The organism is Enterococcus asini ATCC 700915 (assembly GCF_000407365.1).
In the GTDB taxonomy this organism is placed as follows: Bacteria; Bacillota; Bacilli; order Lactobacillales; family Enterococcaceae; genus Enterococcus_C; species Enterococcus_C asini.
In genome coordinates, this window is sequence record NZ_ASVU01000002.1 from 495,267 (window position 1) to 510,957 (window position 15,691).

16 protein-coding genes are annotated in these 15,691 nt (G+C 46.2%); all 16 read right to left on the minus strand.

Annotated features, from left to right (window positions below; genetic code table 11):
• Positions 1 to 23: 23 nt before the first annotated feature.
• Complete coding sequence (locus I579_RS12250; protein ID WP_010753722.1) at positions 24 to 1,115, minus strand: prephenate dehydrogenase; 1,092 nt, start codon at positions 1,113 to 1,115, stop codon at positions 24 to 26.
• Positions 1,116 to 1,126: 11 nt separating this feature from the next.
• Positions 1,127 to 2,293 (minus strand): chorismate synthase, encoded by a 1,167-nt coding sequence (gene aroC, locus I579_RS12255; RefSeq protein ID WP_010753723.1) that lies wholly within the window; start codon positions 2,291 to 2,293, stop codon positions 1,127 to 1,129.
• Between the two features lies 1 nt (position 2,294).
• On the minus strand, positions 2,295 to 3,365 hold the full coding sequence (aroB, locus tag I579_RS12260; protein WP_010753724.1) for a 3-dehydroquinate synthase: 1,071 nt from the start codon (positions 3,363 to 3,365) through the stop codon (positions 2,295 to 2,297).
• Between the two features lie 47 nt (positions 3,366 to 3,412).
• Positions 3,413 to 4,438, minus strand: a complete 1,026-nt coding sequence (aroF, locus tag I579_RS12265; RefSeq protein WP_010753725.1) for a 3-deoxy-7-phosphoheptulonate synthase — start codon at positions 4,436 to 4,438, stop codon at positions 3,413 to 3,415.
• A 39-nt stretch (positions 4,439 to 4,477) separates the two neighbouring features.
• On the minus strand, positions 4,478 to 5,329 hold the full coding sequence (aroE, locus tag I579_RS12270; RefSeq protein WP_010753726.1) for a shikimate dehydrogenase: 852 nt from the start codon (positions 5,327 to 5,329) through the stop codon (positions 4,478 to 4,480).
• A gap of 405 nt (positions 5,330 to 5,734) precedes the next feature.
• Positions 5,735 to 6,499 (minus strand): ABC transporter ATP-binding protein, encoded by a 765-nt coding sequence (locus tag I579_RS12275; protein ID WP_010753727.1) that lies wholly within the window; start codon positions 6,497 to 6,499, stop codon positions 5,735 to 5,737.
• Positions 6,499 to 7,386 (minus strand): ABC transporter permease, encoded by an 888-nt coding sequence (locus I579_RS12280; protein WP_010753728.1) that lies wholly within the window; start codon positions 7,384 to 7,386, stop codon positions 6,499 to 6,501. The genes I579_RS12275 and I579_RS12280 overlap by 1 nt, the downstream gene beginning before the upstream one ends.
• A 29-nt stretch (positions 7,387 to 7,415) precedes the next feature.
• The gene (trpX, locus tag I579_RS12285; protein WP_010753729.1) at positions 7,416 to 8,438 is read right to left on the minus strand and encodes a tryptophan ABC transporter substrate-binding protein; all 1,023 of its coding nucleotides are present in this window, start codon (positions 8,436 to 8,438) and stop codon (positions 7,416 to 7,418) included.
• A gap of 327 nt (positions 8,439 to 8,765) precedes the next feature.
• A complete protein-coding gene (locus I579_RS12290; protein ID WP_010753730.1) occupies positions 8,766 to 9,338 on the minus strand; it encodes a hypothetical protein in 573 nt (190 codons plus the stop codon).
• Between the two features lie 184 nt (positions 9,339 to 9,522).
• Entirely contained in the window at positions 9,523 to 10,218 is a 696-nt protein-coding gene (locus I579_RS12295) for a uroporphyrinogen-III synthase (protein WP_010753731.1), read from the minus strand.
• Positions 10,215 to 10,667 carry a precorrin-2 dehydrogenase/sirohydrochlorin ferrochelatase family protein gene (locus tag I579_RS12300; RefSeq protein ID WP_010753732.1) on the minus strand — a complete coding sequence of 151 codons (453 nt, stop codon included), beginning with the start codon at positions 10,665 to 10,667 and terminating at the stop codon, positions 10,215 to 10,217. The genes I579_RS12295 and I579_RS12300 overlap by 4 nt, the downstream gene beginning before the upstream one ends.
• Positions 10,622 to 11,347 (minus strand): sirohydrochlorin chelatase, encoded by a 726-nt coding sequence (locus I579_RS12305; protein ID WP_010753733.1) that lies wholly within the window; start codon positions 11,345 to 11,347, stop codon positions 10,622 to 10,624. Before I579_RS12305 ends, I579_RS12300 begins: the two co-directional genes overlap by 46 nt.
• Before the next feature lie 15 nt (positions 11,348 to 11,362).
• The gene (locus I579_RS12310) at positions 11,363 to 12,253 is read right to left on the minus strand and encodes a LysR family transcriptional regulator (protein WP_010753734.1); all 891 of its coding nucleotides are present in this window, start codon (positions 12,251 to 12,253) and stop codon (positions 11,363 to 11,365) included.
• Entirely contained in the window at positions 12,247 to 13,149 is a 903-nt protein-coding gene (hemC, locus tag I579_RS12315; RefSeq protein ID WP_010753735.1) for a hydroxymethylbilane synthase, read from the minus strand. Before hemC ends, I579_RS12310 begins: the two co-directional genes overlap by 7 nt.
• Positions 13,146 to 14,117: a uroporphyrinogen-III C-methyltransferase gene (cobA, locus tag I579_RS12320; RefSeq protein ID WP_010753736.1), complete on the minus strand. Its 972-nt coding sequence runs from the start codon at positions 14,115 to 14,117 to the stop codon at positions 13,146 to 13,148. Before cobA ends, hemC begins: the two co-directional genes overlap by 4 nt.
• A 78-nt stretch (positions 14,118 to 14,195) precedes the next feature.
• Positions 14,196 to 15,689, minus strand: a complete 1,494-nt coding sequence (locus I579_RS12325) for an amino acid permease (protein ID WP_010753737.1) — start codon at positions 15,687 to 15,689, stop codon at positions 14,196 to 14,198.
• Positions 15,690 to 15,691 lie beyond the last annotated feature (2 nt).

The window sequence follows — 15,691 nt, forward strand, 5'->3', positions numbered from 1 at the left end:
CCTCTCTTTGACCTGATATAAGATTATTTTATGCGACAGTGGTAGGGCGTCTTAGCTTCCAAGCAGTCTTTCCCTGCATCTAGATCTCGTTGGCTTTTAAAGGTAATTTGTAAGACCCCGAGAATATCTTCCCGAGTTTCCTGAATTTTCAGATTTGTAATGGAAATTTTTGCCTCTCCCAGTAAGCCAGTGACCTCTGCAATCACCCCGGGCACATCTGGAATATCCACAAAGAGATCATGAAAGGCTGGAATCGCGCCATTTTTATGCACGGGCAAACGATCTCTAGTGTCTTTCGCATGATCGAAAAACTGGCAAATCCCCTCTCGATCCCGATGAATCAAGAGCCGTTGCACTTTGGACATCTCTTCTTGCCACAAGGTCAACTGGGACATGAGGACTTCGCGATTGCTCAGAAGGATATCTGTCCACATGACAGGATCCGAAGAAGCAATCCGGGTAATGTCCCGAAAGCCGCCCGCTGCTAGCTGCTTTGCCCGGGGATGAATTTGATTAAAAGCATCAGCTTGAGTGACTAAGGAAGCCGCAATAATATGAGGCAAGTGGCTGAGCATCCCAGTGATTTCATCGTGTTCCTGAGGTGTCAGCTCCACGTATTTCGCTCGGGTTCCTTTAAGTAGCTCTTGTAATTGATTGAGCGCTACTTTTTGGGAGTCTTCCGGGGTAAAGATGTAGTAAGCTTCTTCAAATAGATTTTCATCGCAAGCATTAATCCCTGACTTGTGAGAACCGGCCATGGGATGACCGCCCAAAAAAGGCAAACCCAACGCCTGGGCCCTTTTTGTCAGTTGCAATTTCGTACTGCCTGCATCGGTAACGATCAACTGCTTCCGGTATGGCAATTGGGCTAGTTCCTCAAAGTAAGACAGCGTCACTGCCACGGGAGTCGCAAAGAGCAGAACATCACAGTTGACTGCTCCCGTGGCAAAATCGGCTGCAATCCCATCGACGATTCCTCTCTCTTCAGCAATTTGACAAGTAGTCGTAGAAAAATCCCAGCCACTGACCTCACAGTCTGGATGAGCCCGTTTGATACAAGCTGCCAAGGAAGAGCCGATTAATCCTAATCCCACGATCAAGACTTGTTTTGTCATGGCTTTCCTCCTTAAAAAGTTTTCAAGTATGCGCGGTATTCGGCCACGGCCGCTTTTAGTTCGTCAAAGGAATCATGGCCAAATTTTTCCATGAGGGCCTCCGCTAAAATCGTGGCGGTAACGTTTTCCGCCACCACGGAAGCCGCTGGTACCGCCGTGCTATCGGAGCGCTCTACACTAGCCTTAATCGTTTCTTTCGTATTGATATCCACGCTTTTCAATGGTTTGTACAAAGTAGGAATGGGTTTCATCACTCCCCGAACGCGAATGATTTCCCCATTGGTCATGCCGCCTTCAAAGCCGCCTAGACGATTGGTCGTGCGAGTGTATCCTGTTGCTTCACTCCACTGAATTTCATCCATTACTTCGGAGCCTGGGCGATTTCCTGCTTCAAAGCCTAGCCCGATTTCGACCCCTTTAAAGGCATTGATGCTCATGATTCCTTGGGCTAATTTTCCGTCTAGTTTGCTGTCCCATTGCACGTAACTTCCTAGTCCTGCTGGCACCCCAGCGGCTAAAACTTCCACTACGCCACCGATCGTATCTCCTTTGGCTTTCGTGGCATCAATTAGCTCTTTCATGGCTTCTTCTACGTTAGGGTCTACCACTCGGATTTCGGAAGCTTCCGCCCGTTCTTTGACTTCCGCCACAGTGAGTTTCTCAGGTATTTGCGCTTGAATGCCCCCTAAAGTAGTCACATGTCCCGCAATTTCCACGCCTAATTCTGCAAGAAACTTCTTAGCCACGGCACCAATGGCTACACGCATGGTAGTTTCCCGTGCAGAAGAACGTTCCAACACATTCCGCAAGTCCCGATGGTGGTATTTCATCCCACCGACTAAATCAGCGTGCCCCGGGCGAGGATGGAGCACTTGGCGCCGTTTTTTGTATTTCTCATCCACATCTTCGGCGGCCATAACATTCGTCCAGTTTTTCCAGTCTCTGTTTTCTACTACTAAAGTCAGAGGACTTCCTAAGGTCTTGCCATGGCGTACCCCGGATAGAATCTTCACTTGGTCTTTTTCGATCAACATCCGGCCCCCGCGACCATAGCCCGTTTGGCGCCGAGCCAATTCATGATTGATTTCTTCAACGGTTATGGGCAACCCCGCAGGTAGTCCTTCGATAATCGTTGTCAGTTGCGGCCCATGGGACTCGCCAGCAGTCAAATAACGCATATTATAACCCCTCCTTGTGTAAGTAGTCTTTTAGTTTCGTTAAGGGCACCGTCACGATTTTTGCAGTGCCAATCGTATCTAGGAGAATCAGCTTCAACTGATTGCCCCGAGCTTTTTTGTCATGGGTAATCGCTTCGTAAAGCATTTGTTCATCCCAAATGTCACTAGTCGTAGGCAAATGAAACTTCTCAATCATCTCTTTCAGGACCTGTGTGCTCCCAACAGGAGATAGGCCAATTGCTTCTGCATGGCGGTTAATAGCTAACATACCAATGGCTACTCCTTCGCCGTGACTGATAACTCCGTAGCCTGCCGTCTTCTCAATGGCGTGACCAATCGTATGCCCAAAGTTCAAAATCAAACGATTGCCATTGTCGAATTCGTCTTCTTCCACCACTTGGCGTTTCACTTTTAAAGTTTCTTCAATCACGTACTCGGTGTGATCTAAAAGATCTGCTTCATCTTGTAAGTCTTTTAAGTATTCCCACAAATCCAAATCGGCAATGGCAGCAGACTTGATGATTTCCGCAATGCCTTCTCGAACCCGGCGCATGGTCAATGTCTGTAATACATCTGGATCAATCAAAACCCCATCCGGCTGACTAAAGGTACCTACCAAGTTTTTAGCTTTCGTCGTATTTACCGCCGTCTTGCCCCCGATACTGGAATCCACTTGGGCCAATAAAGTAGTAGGAATTTGAATAAAGTGAATCCCTCGCATGTAAGTAGAAGCTGCAAAGGCCGCTAGATCCCCAATGACGCCGCCACCTAGAGCAATCACTCCATCAGAGCGGGTGAAGCCGGCTTCCGCGAGAAAGCTGTAGATATTCTCCGCTTCAGCTAGCGATTTGCTGGCTTCTCCTTCTGGTACCACATGAGTCACCACTTCGAAACCGGCAGCAATCACGGACTGACGGACTGTTTCTTCATATAATGGTGCCACTCGGTCATCGGTGATAATGGCGATTTTTTGTGGTTGCCACAGTTGTGCTAAAAATGAACCAGTTTTTTCTAAGCAACCTCGTTCTACTACGATATCGTAGCAATGGTCTTTCAATGTCACATTAAGCATGGGTTTCCTCCTCGTCTTCCTTGCTGCAAGTTTTCCATTAAAGCATCTTACGCTTCCAAGCTACGAATCTCTTTCATAGCTTTTTCCATAATATGGACTTCTTGCATCATTTTCATGTAGGTTTTTTCGTTTAAGGATTGAGGGCCGTCTGACCAAGCATTGGCAGGATCCGGATGAATTTCCACGATCATGCCATCGGCGCCAGCTGCTACTCCCGCTCGAGCCATTGGAGGAACCAAATCCCAAATTCCGGTACCATGTGAAGGATCCACGATGATTGGGAAGTGGCTGAGTTTTTTAATCAAAGGAACGGCACTTAAATCAAAGGTATTGCGGGTGGCGGTTTCGTAAGTTCGAATGCCTCGTTCGATAAAGATCACTGGTGATTTGTCTTCCACGGCGATGTATTCCGCTGCATTGAGCCACTCATCAATGGTTCCGGCGATTCCCCGTTTTAAGCCGATTGGTTTGCCTGTTTTCCCCACTGCGGACAAAAGCTTGTAGTTTTGCATGTTCCGAGCACCGATTTGCAAGATGTCACTGTATTCTGCCACCATGTCAATATGGCCTTCATCCATGACTTCCGTAATAACTTTCATACCCAATTCATCCGCAGCTTGACGAATGTATTTCAAACCCTCTTCCTCTAGCCCTTGGAAAGCGTAAGGGGATGTTCGCGGTTTAAAAGCGCCTCCCCGTAGGATTTCTGCGCCACCGGCTTTGGCAATCCGAGCACATTCCCGGATTTGATCTAAGCCTTCAATGGAACAAGGCCCGGCCATGGTAACAAAATGACCGTCACCGATTTTCACGCCATCCACGTCGACTACCGTATCCCCTGGGTGAAATTCCCGGGAGCTGAGTTTGTAAGTATTGGAAATACGCACTGCTTTTTCCACCCCATCGTAACTGTAAAATGCCACATCTTGAATCGTGCGGGTGTCACCTTTCACGCCGATTACCACGTGTTCACTGCCCGTATCGATATTGACATCCAAGCCTTCTTTTTTAATTCGTTTCACAACTTTCTCCACTTCTGCTCTTGTGGCACCTGGTTTCATAATTACGATCATTTTTATCTACTCCTTTTTCATTTCTGATTGTTTTTTCCTTTAAACCACTAAGGGACGCACCACGTCCAGTGGCATTTCTTTTCCTGTCCATAAGGTAAAGGCTGCGGCACCTTGATACAACAACATCCCCAGACCATTTCCCCATTTGAGGCCTTTTGCTTCTGCAAGTGCCAGTAATTTCGTCTGTCTAGGCTTGTAGATTAAATCCATCACCGCAAGATTCTCAGTTAAAAGCTCAGCTGGCAGGGGCAAGGGGTCTTCTGGTTTCATTCCCAAACTCGTAGCATTGACCACTAAGCAACTATTACCCAAACAGTAAGCTAGCTTTGCTTCATCGGCTAAGTCGAAAAGTTCGATTTGGCAGTGCGTTTGCTGGCCGATCTCACGAAGTTTCGTTCCAACTGCTGCAAAACTCGGCTTTTGCCGGTTAAAGACATGGATTTTTTTGACACCATCTAAAGCCGCCTGCACGATAATCGCCGTGGCCGCTCCTCCAGTCCCTAAGACCGTCATTTCTTTGCCGATAGGATCGATTCCTTCATCGGCCAAGCTACGCATAAAGCCAACGCCGTCCGTATTGTGACCAATCAAGCGCTGGTCACAATTGACGATGGTATTCACCGCACCACTTAAGCGCGCCGCCGGAGACAGTTCGTCCAAATAGGGAATCACTTCGCGCTTATAAGGCATGGTCACATTGACCCCTACCATCTGAAAGCTTCGGATGGCCTGGATACTAGCTGCCAGTTCTTCCGGCGCAATATCAAAGGACAGATAAACCGCATCGAAATCCCTAGCCGCAAAAGCTGCCGTATGCATAGCCGGGGAGATACTGTGCCCCGTCGGCAAGCCATAAAGCCCAGCCAGTCGGGTCTTCCCGGAAATCTTCATCATCTTCATTCCTCCTTGCCGCTTGCCTTCCTCCAATGAAAAAAAGGGCGTCCACCGTGATTACTCTACAGTGAACACCCTCGATATGCCCTGAACGAACAAAGCGTAAAAGAAAAGCCACTATAGAAGAAATCTACGGTGGCGAGTAAGTCAAGTCAAATTCCCTTAGCCATCATAGATACAAACTTGCGCTGTTTGCATCCATGTGTCATGAATACAAACTCATCTAAAATAGCTAAAGTAATACTTATTCAGTTGTGATGATAGTGTTCTTGTCATAAAGAATCGCTCCAAACTGATGTAAGATTGAGTTTAGTATAGTCGTTTTCCTAAAGGCTGTCAACGATAACTGTAAAAATATTCATATTTTCAGAAACAAATAACGGAAGTTCCTTGAAAAGCGCCTTACAAATCCGACTCGAAGAATAACAATAAATCACTTAAAGTCAGCTGTTCTTTTTCCTTTTGAGATAAGTCCTTGGCGATTTTCCCCTTTTTCATGAGAATCAAGCGATTGCCATACTGTAAGGCGTCTTCCATATGATGGGTAATCATCAAACAAGTCAATTGTTGCTCCGTTACTAATTGATTCGTCAAAGTCATCAAATTCTTGGAAGTCTTCGGATCTAAGGCTGCCGTATGCTCGTCTAATAATAACAACTCTGGTGTGGTCAAAGTCGCCATCAATAGACTCAATGCCTGCCGTTGTCCCCCGGATAAATTGCCACAAGGCGTGTCCAAATGCTGCTCCAAGCCATTGCCGATTTGGGCACATAATTCTTTGTAATCAGGCAAACGTTCTTGTAATTTCCGCGGTCTGAGCCCGCGGTGCTGGCCCCTTTTTTCCGCCAGTAACAGATTTTCTGCAATGGTCATCCGGGGAGCGGTCCCCATTTTCGGATCTTGAAAGACCCGGGCGATATACTTTGCCCGTTGCTCTTCGCTTTTCCGGGTGACATCGGTTTGATTAATGGTGATTTTCCCTCGGGTTAGTGGCAACGAACCAGAAATCGTGTTAAACAAGGTGCTCTTGCCGGCCCCATTGCCCCCGACTACAGTAATAAATTCTCCCGGCTGAATGGTTAAGTCCACATTGTCCAAAAGCACCCGTTCTTCATCGAGGCCATTTTTTACGACTTTTGTAGCTTGTTTCATGACTAAACGACTCATTAGTGGCCCTCCTTTTCAAAACCGGTTTTCAAATGTAAGGCTTGTTTCAACTGAGGAATCATTAAGCACAAAGCCAAAATCCCTGAAGAAATAATCTTCAAATACGTGGTATCAAAGCCTAAATAAATAATCAAGAAGATGATCAACTGATAAATAATGCTGCCTACGACTACGGCTATCAACCGTTCCCAAAAATCCAATTCCCCGAACAAGACCTCCCCAATAATAATAGCCGCTAAACCAATGACGATCACCCCGATGCCTTTTGAAACATCCGCATAACCATCATTTTGGGAAATCAAAGCTCCCGATAGGCCAATCACCCCATTGGATAAAGTCAAACCGAGAATTTTCATCCGATCCGTCTTGATACCTAAAGAACGAGCCATGGTTTCGTTATCTCCGGTAGCGATATACGCTTGCCCTAACTCCGTATTGAAAAAGAACAATAGCAAGCCGATAACCAGTAGCACTACCAAAGCGCCTAATAAGAGAATATCGAAATAGTCCGGTAAATGCAGTGCTGAAAAAAGATCTTGAATCTTCGAATACTGATGACCTAATCCTTTATTGGGACTTTTCATCACAAATAAAATCACCGAATTCAAGCCAGACATCACTAAAATACCGGCTAGAATCACAGGAATCTTGCCTTTGGTGTACAAGATTCCCGTAACAAATCCTGCGCCCATACCCGCTAAAACCGCTAATAAAGTAGCCAATAGAGGATGGATACCCTGAGTGATAGCCACCACGCAAACGGCTCCCCCTAAAGGAAACGTTCCTTCTGTGGTCATATCGGGAAAATTCAAAATACGGTAGGTCATAAAAATACCAATGGCCAGTAAAGACCATAACAGGCCTTGACCAATCGTCGAAACGATCATGTCCTTCACTCCTTTTTCATTTCTACTGCTTATTCCCCCACAAAGCGGGTATCATCAGAATCAAGCTGATCCACATTGATGCCAAAAAGTTCTGCTTGGGCCCGATTGACGATGGTTTCCCCTTTGGAGAACGTGTAAATCGGTGTTGTAGCCGGATCACTTTCACCCTTTGCGATTTTGGCTGCCATTTTACCAGTTTGTACGCCTAACTCTTTTTGACTAATCCCCACGGTGGCTACCCCGCCTTGTTCTACCATGGTTTCTACGGATGGAAAGACCGGTAGTTTTTGCTTCGTCGCTTCTTGACTGACAGTTTCCATGGCGTTGGCGATGGTATTGTCCAAAGGAATAAAGACAAAGTCCACTTCTTGGGCTAAAACTTGCACGGTTTGGGCTACTTCATTAGTGGTGGCAACAGGTTTATTGACCACTTCTAGGCCTAAGCTCTCCGCCTTTTTCGTGGCTTCGGCTACTTGGAATTGTGAGTTCATTTCCGAAGAAGAGTACAACATGCCGACTTTTCTCGCATTAGGCAAGAGCTTTTTGGCCAGTTGGATGATTTCCCCCACGGGCGGTTGATCAGAAACCCCAGTGATATTGGCGCCTGGTTTGTCATTAGAAGCCACCAGTCCCGCACCTTTTGGATCCGTAATGGCACCAAGCACGATAGGAATGTCTTTCTTCTTCACATTGTTGTCTAATGCTTGGGCCGCTGGAGTCGCGACCCCCACCAAGACGTCTGCTTTGTCTTGCAGCAATTGTTGGCTCATCGTATTCAGCTTGCTTTGATCTCCTTGACCATTTTGGAAAAGCAATTTCAAGTTTTTGCCTTCTTCCAAGCCTTCGTCGGCCAGTCCTTCTTTGATGCCTTCATAAATCTGGTCCAAAGCTGGATGGCTCACTAGCTGTAAGACACCCACTCGATACGTTTCTTTCTTCGCGCCCGAATCATTCGTCGCCGCGTTCTCCGAGCGGGTTCCTTGGAAAATCCCGTATCCTACCAAACCAATTACCAAAACCGCTACTGTGATCATTAAGCCTTTGTTTTTCATTTTCATCTACCTCACTTTTTTGTATTTTTTTGGTCAACCTCGCATCCTTTCTTGTCCTTGTCCTATTTTTGGGTATAAAAAAGACCCCATAGAGATGCTCTATGCGGTCGTGAAAAGTTATGTCCAGCATAGATACAAGTTTTAGAAGGATACTCTAAAAAGTTGTATCTATGGAAGAATGTCCCATCAATACAACTACCTACGCCAATTACGCCATGCTTGTAAGTTGTTTGTTGTGTACATGATGGTCACTCCTTTGTTGATTGATAGTCTCAGGATACGCCAACTTTTCGTAAGCGTCAATCTTTTTTTGAATAAACTTGCAGATTATTCTTCGATGGTCTTGATATTCCACATGGTCAAACGGTTTAATTCAGGAATCAAACTACTGTTTACATCATCGATATCCGCCAGTTCTACCCGGTTTTTCTCTTCCCCAGCTTCGAAAAAGACAAAGGTCACTTTCGTGGGATCAAGATCGTAGCGTTCACCGATATTCACCGTATCGTAAACCAATGGATAATAATAAAAATCGCGGTTTAACTCGGTACCTTTTTTGGTCAAGATTTCGTCGGTTTTTGCTCTTTGGCTACCATGAGGCGGCGCAAACATAACAGAGACCGCTTTTTGTTTTTTGATAAATTGATCTTCCGTACCATAAGGAATGGACTTCAAACGATCCGTGGCCAAATCACTAAAGACGATTTCTTCATACTCGGATTCTCGGATATTTCCTTGAGCCGTCATCATCGAAACGGAAAAGACTGCCACAAACAACAAAATTCCCACAAAGGTTAAAATCCCCCGGCGTTGATTCTGGTTAAACCAGTTTTCCAAGTCTTGTAAAAACTCTCTCGCTCCTTGGCGAATGTCGCCAAACACACTGTTAATCCGATCCATGACAAATCTCCTAGTCTATTTTTCAGTTGCTCGTCCTTGTTTCTCTGATCCCTTCAAGGGGGTACACTTAGTCAGCCATTTTTAAGCAGCTTTGGGAAGCAACAGTCAATTCTTTCATTGCTTCTCCCATACTAGCATTTTGCCAAATGACAGGCAAGCACCTGCGAAAAACTCTCAAGAAGATTTAGCAATTCCCATCCACTCGTTCTAACTCACTGATTAAACGACTGGCAATGCCTCGCTTAGCCAAATAAGCCTGAGTCGTAGCACCAATGGCAAAGTAAAGGAGCTGGCTAGTTGTTCCAGTTTCCTCCGCCACAGCTAAAAAACGCTTCGCCGCCGAGGGACTGGTCAAGTATACCCCATCGATGGCTTTCTCTTGAAGTAACTTACTGCAACGCTTTAGACCGTCTTTTGCTGGCAGATTTAAATAGGTGACTTGACTGGTAACTTCTGCAGTTGTTTGAAGCTGGGTTTCTATGTAATCATCCGCCAGCTGACTTTTCGGATAAAAGACTCGCCCCGCTTGCGGATAGGCTTCTTTAAAGGTTGCCAAAAAAGCCCTTTTGGTTTCCTGAGGGCTGATAAAGTCTACTGCTCTGTTTAGCTTACAAACAGCCTTGGCAGTTTTTTCACCAATTACGGCGATTTTCGTTTGCTCGCTGAGGAAGGGGACGATTTGTGGCACTGGGGTTTGACTAGTAAAGAGCACCCAGTCCGCCTGGATCAGACTTTTTTGGACGTCTTTAGGAATAGGGAGAAAACGCAATGTGAGTAACGGACAGATTGAGACTTCATAGCCCGCCTGAGTAAAGCGCAGAGCGTCGGCTTCATTCAGCCCTTTTTGACGAGTCAATAAAATCGTTGGTTTTTTCATCATGACTGCTTGCCTTCTAACCAGGCCTGAAGTTCTTCTTTGGCCGCTTTTGTTTTTCGAGGATCTTGCACATGACTAGAAATAGTATAGGTGAACTCTGAAGTAGTAACGACCCCAGGAGAGCAAAAAGTGCTACGCTCTTTACAAGTCGTGTCATTGACCCACTGGTTTGAACCGACTTCATTGCGCACTTGTAAATTGACACTGGGATCATCTGTACAGATAAAAACGAAATCAAAGCCAGCCAAGTCCCCTTTTTGATACCCCCGCGAAAGGTAAGTCAGCTGTCCGGCTTGGGCGAATTCCTTGATTTCCGGTGTTGCTTTCGGGGCAATCACTTGAATATAGCGACCACCACCGGCGAGTAAACTGGTGACTTTGCGGGTGGCAATCTTGCCGGCACCGATTAGAATGATTTTTCGCTGGCTGATGTCGAGTAAGACGGGATACATCCTAATTCCTCCATTTCCTCTTTTAAGGCCAAATACAGCGTGTCACTCTCTTGGAATGTAGGCAAAAAAGTGACTTCATCCCGGTGTGTGGCCGTAATTTTTTGCGTAATCGCCTTGATAATGTGACCTTCTGTTAAGAAGAATGGTAGAACCACTAAAGGCCCTGTGATTTTTTTCGCCACTTCTAAATAATTCTCCGGGCCTACGTAATTGCCCCACAGAATCGATCTTTGGCAATCTACTGCCAACTGGTGACAAATGACTTTTAACATTGTCAAAGGCTTCCCGTAGTGAGGGGTCCCGTGGGCTACAACTAGCACCTGTCCGGGTGGGGCTTGCTTGATTTTTTCGGCTAACCCATGATAGATGGCCTTAGTCGTCGCCAAAGTGGTCGCCACTTCATAAGTACACGTACTAGGCAGACAGTCGGTTAAGCGAGTGGGTAAATCCTCCAAGGCGTGGGTCGCCGGAAAAAGCAACAAAGGCAACGCTAGGATATGCGTCACTCCTTGAGTCACTAGCCTTTCTGCCCCAGATTCTAAAGTGACGTGACTGCCTTCTAAAAAACCATAGGTGCTAGGCAAATCCGTGAGTTTTTGCAGTCTTGCGATTGTGGTGAGATTATCCGGGGCAATTCTTTCCTTGCGCCCGTGTAAGACGAATAATAAACCGGTTGTCATAAGGGTTCCTACTTTCTAGTCCAGTAAATCGGGGAGCATTTCGAAAAGATCGAAGTTGCGGATGATCTGTTCCACTGCGGGGTTTTCCCGGCGATAAATGAAGAACATCTCGTGGACCGGTAACGCTTCTTTGAAATACACCTGGCGAAGATCGCCATTTGCTAATTCCTCTTCCACGGAACTAGCGTACAAGAAAGCGACACCTAAATCATTGACCACAAAATCTTTCATCACTTGATAATTGCCAATGTGCATGCAGTTTAAATGATGATCAAACAGGCCGTTGCTCTGGAGCACTTGATTTACCAAATTTCCCAGACCAGAGCCTGGCTCGCGCAAAATAATTCGCTGATTTTGCAACTGTTGGAAATTCGCGATGCCTTCACCTAAGGGATTTTCTGGACTACAAACGCAGATCAAAGGCTCTTTGCGAAACAAGCGATGCTGAAAAGCCCGGCGATCAAAGTCCCCTTCCACAAAGCCACAATCCAAACGATCCAAATTTAAATCGTGGAGCAGATTGCGGGTATTTTCCACTTGAAGATTCAAACGGGTATTAGGAAAGCGTAGCAAGAGCTGGGCAAAGGGTCTAGAAATCAAATAATTGCCAATGGTGAATGTACAGCCCACATTGATCTCTAAAGGATACTCGTCACTAAACAGGGAGCTCAAGCCGACCTCCCCTTCTTTTTTCATTTTGGAGACGAGCTTATAGAGATACTGTCCCGCAGAAGTGATCGACAAGCGTTTTTGCTTGTACTCAAACAAGGTCAGGCCCAACTCTTCTTGCAACTGCGCAATGTGCTTACTGACAGCCGGTTGCGTCAGATTCAAGACTTTTGCCGCTTCCGTATAGCTCAAGGTATCACACACAGTCAAAAAGGTTAGATAGTGATAATCTAGCATGGGCCATTCTCCTTTTGTTGAGCCAAGATGGCTTGGGCGGCCTTTTCTCCTAGGCGTTCTGGGTCTTGCCCCCACACATCAATCTGATAACAAGCTTCCGGTGTTCCTAGCATTCCACGAAAGCGTAGTTGCCCATCAATTAATTCTGCCAGACCGGCCAAAGGTACATTGCAGCCTGCCCCAAAGACCCGTAAAAAGCTCCGTTCACAAGTAACACAAGTGGTCACTGTGGGATCACTAATGCCGGCTAACAGTTCCTGGTATTCTCCAGTACGGCTTTCAATAGCGATTGCTCCTTGCCCCACTGCCGGCAAAAAGGCGGGTAATGCCAAGCGTTCCATGCCCAAGCCTTTTTCTTTTAAGGGCAAGGGGTAACGCAAAAGCCCGGCTTCTGCCATCACGATTCCGTCGTACTGTCCGGTGGCTAATTTCTCCAAACGGGTGTCGATATTGCCCCGTAACGGTACAATCGTAACGTCTGGGCGCATTTGTTGCAATTGAAAACTCCGGCGGCGACTGCTAGTACCAATCCGGCTACCTGGTGCTAATGTAGCCAAACTCATCGTCCGATCCCGGAAAAGTAACACATCTGCCACGCTACTTCGCTCAGAAAACGTTAGAGACAAGCCCGCTTCTTCTGTAGACATCAAGTCTTTCGCAGAATGCACGGCCAAGTCAATTTCTCCATGCAAAAGGGCTTGCTGGATCTTTTTGACAAAGACTCCTTGCCCACCTAATAAAGCCAAATCCGTCTTTTGATCCTTGTCTCCAGAGGTTTCAATAAAGACTTTGACAAATTCTTGGTCCGGTTGCAATGCCTGTAATTGACGAATCACTTGGTCCGTTTGGATTTGCGCCAAGCGACTCTTTCTGGTCCCCACACGAATCTTACTCATCGTCTTCCTCCTTGTTCCTTTAAAAAGGCGGTTTTGGCTGCTGGCGTTGCATATTCTACGGTATAATCTTGTAAGTCCGATGCCCAACGTTGATGTAGGGAGTCAAACCGCTCATCGTAAGCATCCCCGACAAAGTAAGGATAAAAATCAATTCCTTGGGCGGTGTATTCCGTCATTTCACTAAAGGTCATGGGCTGATCCGTCACATAAAGCAGTCGCTTCCCAAAAGACGGCAGTTGCTCGAACCAAGAGCGTTCAGCGCCTTTTCCTGCTGCCGGCCCCACCACGACTAAAGCCGGATTGTGTAAGTCTTGTTCATGGACTTTTGCCACCACCGAATCCAGAGTAGCTACGACCTTTTGCTGCCGCCCCCAACTGCACCATTGAATGACCGCTACTGGCAAAGTAGCTGCCGCTCCTTGGGCCAAAAAGGTTTGACAAACTTCTTCCAAGCGTTCCATGCCCATATAGATCACCACGGAGCCGCCTTGACTGATTTGGGCTAAAGGCTCTGCTGCAAACTCGACCAATTTTGCCGTAGGAGTACAGATCAAGCACTTTTCACTAATCAGCCGTTCTGTGACCGAAAAGCCGGCGTACATCGTAGCAGAAGCACTGGTAATTCCGGGGATGATTTCATAAGCTAAATTGGCAGCCGCAAGTGTGGCAGCTTCTTCTCCCACCCGGCCAAAAATACTGGGATCACCGCCTTTTAAGCGCACTACGTTTAGACCTTGTTGACCTAAGTCCACCAAGGTCTGGTTAATCCCTTCTTGCCCCATAGTATGCTTTTGGGGTGACTTGCCCACATAGAGCAGTTCAGCGGTTTCAGGCGCCAAATAAAGGAGTACAGGATTGACCAGGCGATCGTAGACAACTACGTCCGCCTGAGCCAATGCTTGGACTCCTTTAAAGGTGATGAGCCCTGGATCTCCGGGGCCGGCACCGACTAGATAGATTTTTCCCATGATACTCCCTCACTTCTTTAAAGCTACTGTTGTTATTATCCGCTATTAGCGACGAAAAAGAAAGGCCATAATCCCGTGTCAATTAGACGGGAGAATTTGATTGCGCCTTTTCAGATAGCGGAACAAAAGCACTCCCAAAATGGCAAAAAGTACCGGACCTAAAACTAATAATCCCGCGTTTAATAACTCATGGGCGGCGATTTTCTCATATACCGTAAAACTAATGCTCAACAAGACACTAGCCATCACCGAAAAGCTAAAGCCATAATGAACCCTTTTTTTCGCCAAAAAAGGCAGGCTAGTGTTTTGGGGATACAGGCGTTTAAAGCTTGGATAAGACAAAGCCACTAAGAAATAAGGAATCGAACGGGAGATATTGGTCATCAAGGTCAGTTGATTGTAAAAGCTCCCTACCGAATCTTGAAAAAGACAAATTCCCGCCACGAAGATTGCCAAAGCGACTCCTTGGAAAATCACTGGCGCCACTGGCATCCCCGCCTGATTCTTGCGAAATTGCAAACCCAGCTTGGCCTCTTGCAAACTTTGCGTCAAGGACTGTAACGGGCCAAAAGAAATAATCGACAAAAGACTCATATAAGCGCTAAACAAGGTCAAGGCTGTCAATCGTAAGAATGCTTGCAAGACCACTTGGGTTAATTGAGCCGATAAGCCAAACCCAGCACTAACATTTAGAGCCAACTGTCCCATTAAACCGTACATAATATTGCCTAAATGAAAATTGTCCGTCCCTACAATGGAAGCCAGATCAATTCCTGCTCCCCACAAGAAAATTCCCGTCATGTAAAAAGCGATGATAATGCCCCCACTGATTAAAATTAACCGGGAAAAACTCTTTTGAGCAGAGCCGGTTTTATTAACCAGACAAGCCACGGTATCCAAACCACCAAAGGCCGTAATCCCAAAAATAAAGAAGGAGAGATTTTCCGCTGTGGTTTGAAATTCTCCATGGGAGGTCAACAACTGTTGCAATTGAAAGCTCTCTTGAAAGTGCCCTTGATTTTGCCCCAGACACGCTAGACTTGCTACCGCCATCACGGCGACTAAAATCAACATACAGCGTCCACTAAAATAAGAGAGATTCAAGATATTGTGAAAGCCTCCCAAAATCACGAGGGAAATTGTAGCAATTAACAAGATTCCTAAAAAGCCAATCACGTACAATGTGGGCAATCCGAACAAAGTCGCTTCTTGGGTCAAGTCTTTACCAAAGAGCAAGATCGACAAAGGAATCCACGTCTTCATAAACAAGGCAATCATCCAAATAAAGTAACTGCAATACCAAAGCAAGGTGGTCACAAAAGCCAATTTCTGGGAAGTGGAATCCTTCAACCACGTGTAGATGCCACCGGCTTGATCATTGTACGTTCCCGTCAAATCGGACAGGATAAAACAATAAGGAACAAAGTACACCAAAGCGCTAAAAATAAACCAGGGAATTGCCGAATATCCCTTTAAAAAGAAGGCATTCGACATACTGGTAAAGGAAAAGACGCTGGTGACAATCATGATCATGATTTTAAAGGATTGGAATTTTCCAGAGGATTTGTGCATTC

What these genes read in the sequence shown, in the direction of transcription:
- I579_RS12250 (WP_010753722.1), bottom strand. Translation starts at nt 1,115, where the DNA reads ATGACAAAACAAGTCTTGATCGTGGGATTAGGATTAATCGGCTCTTCC.
- aroC (WP_010753723.1), bottom strand. Translation starts at nt 2,293, where the DNA reads ATGCGTTATTTGACTGCTGGCGAGTCCCATGGGCCGCAACTGACAACG.
- aroB (WP_010753724.1), bottom strand. Translation starts at nt 3,365, where the DNA reads ATGCTTAATGTGACATTGAAAGACCATTGCTACGATATCGTAGTAGAA.
- aroF (WP_010753725.1), bottom strand. Translation starts at nt 4,438, where the DNA reads ATGATCGTAATTATGAAACCAGGTGCCACAAGAGCAGAAGTGGAGAAA.
- aroE (WP_010753726.1), bottom strand. Translation starts at nt 5,329, where the DNA reads ATGAAGATTTCCGGGAAGACCCGACTGGCTGGGCTTTATGGCTTGCCG.
- I579_RS12275 (WP_010753727.1), bottom strand. Translation starts at nt 6,499, where the DNA reads ATGAGTCGTTTAGTCATGAAACAAGCTACAAAAGTCGTAAAAAATGGC.
- I579_RS12280 (WP_010753728.1), bottom strand. Translation starts at nt 7,386, where the DNA reads ATGATCGTTTCGACGATTGGTCAAGGCCTGTTATGGTCTTTACTGGCC.
- trpX (WP_010753729.1), bottom strand. Translation starts at nt 8,438, where the DNA reads ATGAAAAACAAAGGCTTAATGATCACAGTAGCGGTTTTGGTAATTGGT.
- I579_RS12290 (WP_010753730.1), bottom strand. Translation starts at nt 9,338, where the DNA reads ATGGATCGGATTAACAGTGTGTTTGGCGACATTCGCCAAGGAGCGAGA.
- I579_RS12295 (WP_010753731.1), bottom strand. Translation starts at nt 10,218, where the DNA reads ATGATGAAAAAACCAACGATTTTATTGACTCGTCAAAAAGGGCTGAAT.
- I579_RS12300 (WP_010753732.1), bottom strand. Translation starts at nt 10,667, where the DNA reads ATGTATCCCGTCTTACTCGACATCAGCCAGCGAAAAATCATTCTAATC.
- I579_RS12305 (WP_010753733.1), bottom strand. Translation starts at nt 11,347, where the DNA reads ATGACAACCGGTTTATTATTCGTCTTACACGGGCGCAAGGAAAGAATT.
- I579_RS12310 (WP_010753734.1), bottom strand. Translation starts at nt 12,253, where the DNA reads ATGCTAGATTATCACTATCTAACCTTTTTGACTGTGTGTGATACCTTG.
- hemC (WP_010753735.1), bottom strand. Translation starts at nt 13,149, where the DNA reads ATGAGTAAGATTCGTGTGGGGACCAGAAAGAGTCGCTTGGCGCAAATC.
- cobA (WP_010753736.1), bottom strand. Translation starts at nt 14,117, where the DNA reads ATGGGAAAAATCTATCTAGTCGGTGCCGGCCCCGGAGATCCAGGGCTC.
- I579_RS12325 (WP_010753737.1), bottom strand. Translation starts at nt 15,689, where the DNA reads ATGCACAAATCCTCTGGAAAATTCCAATCCTTTAAAATCATGATCATG.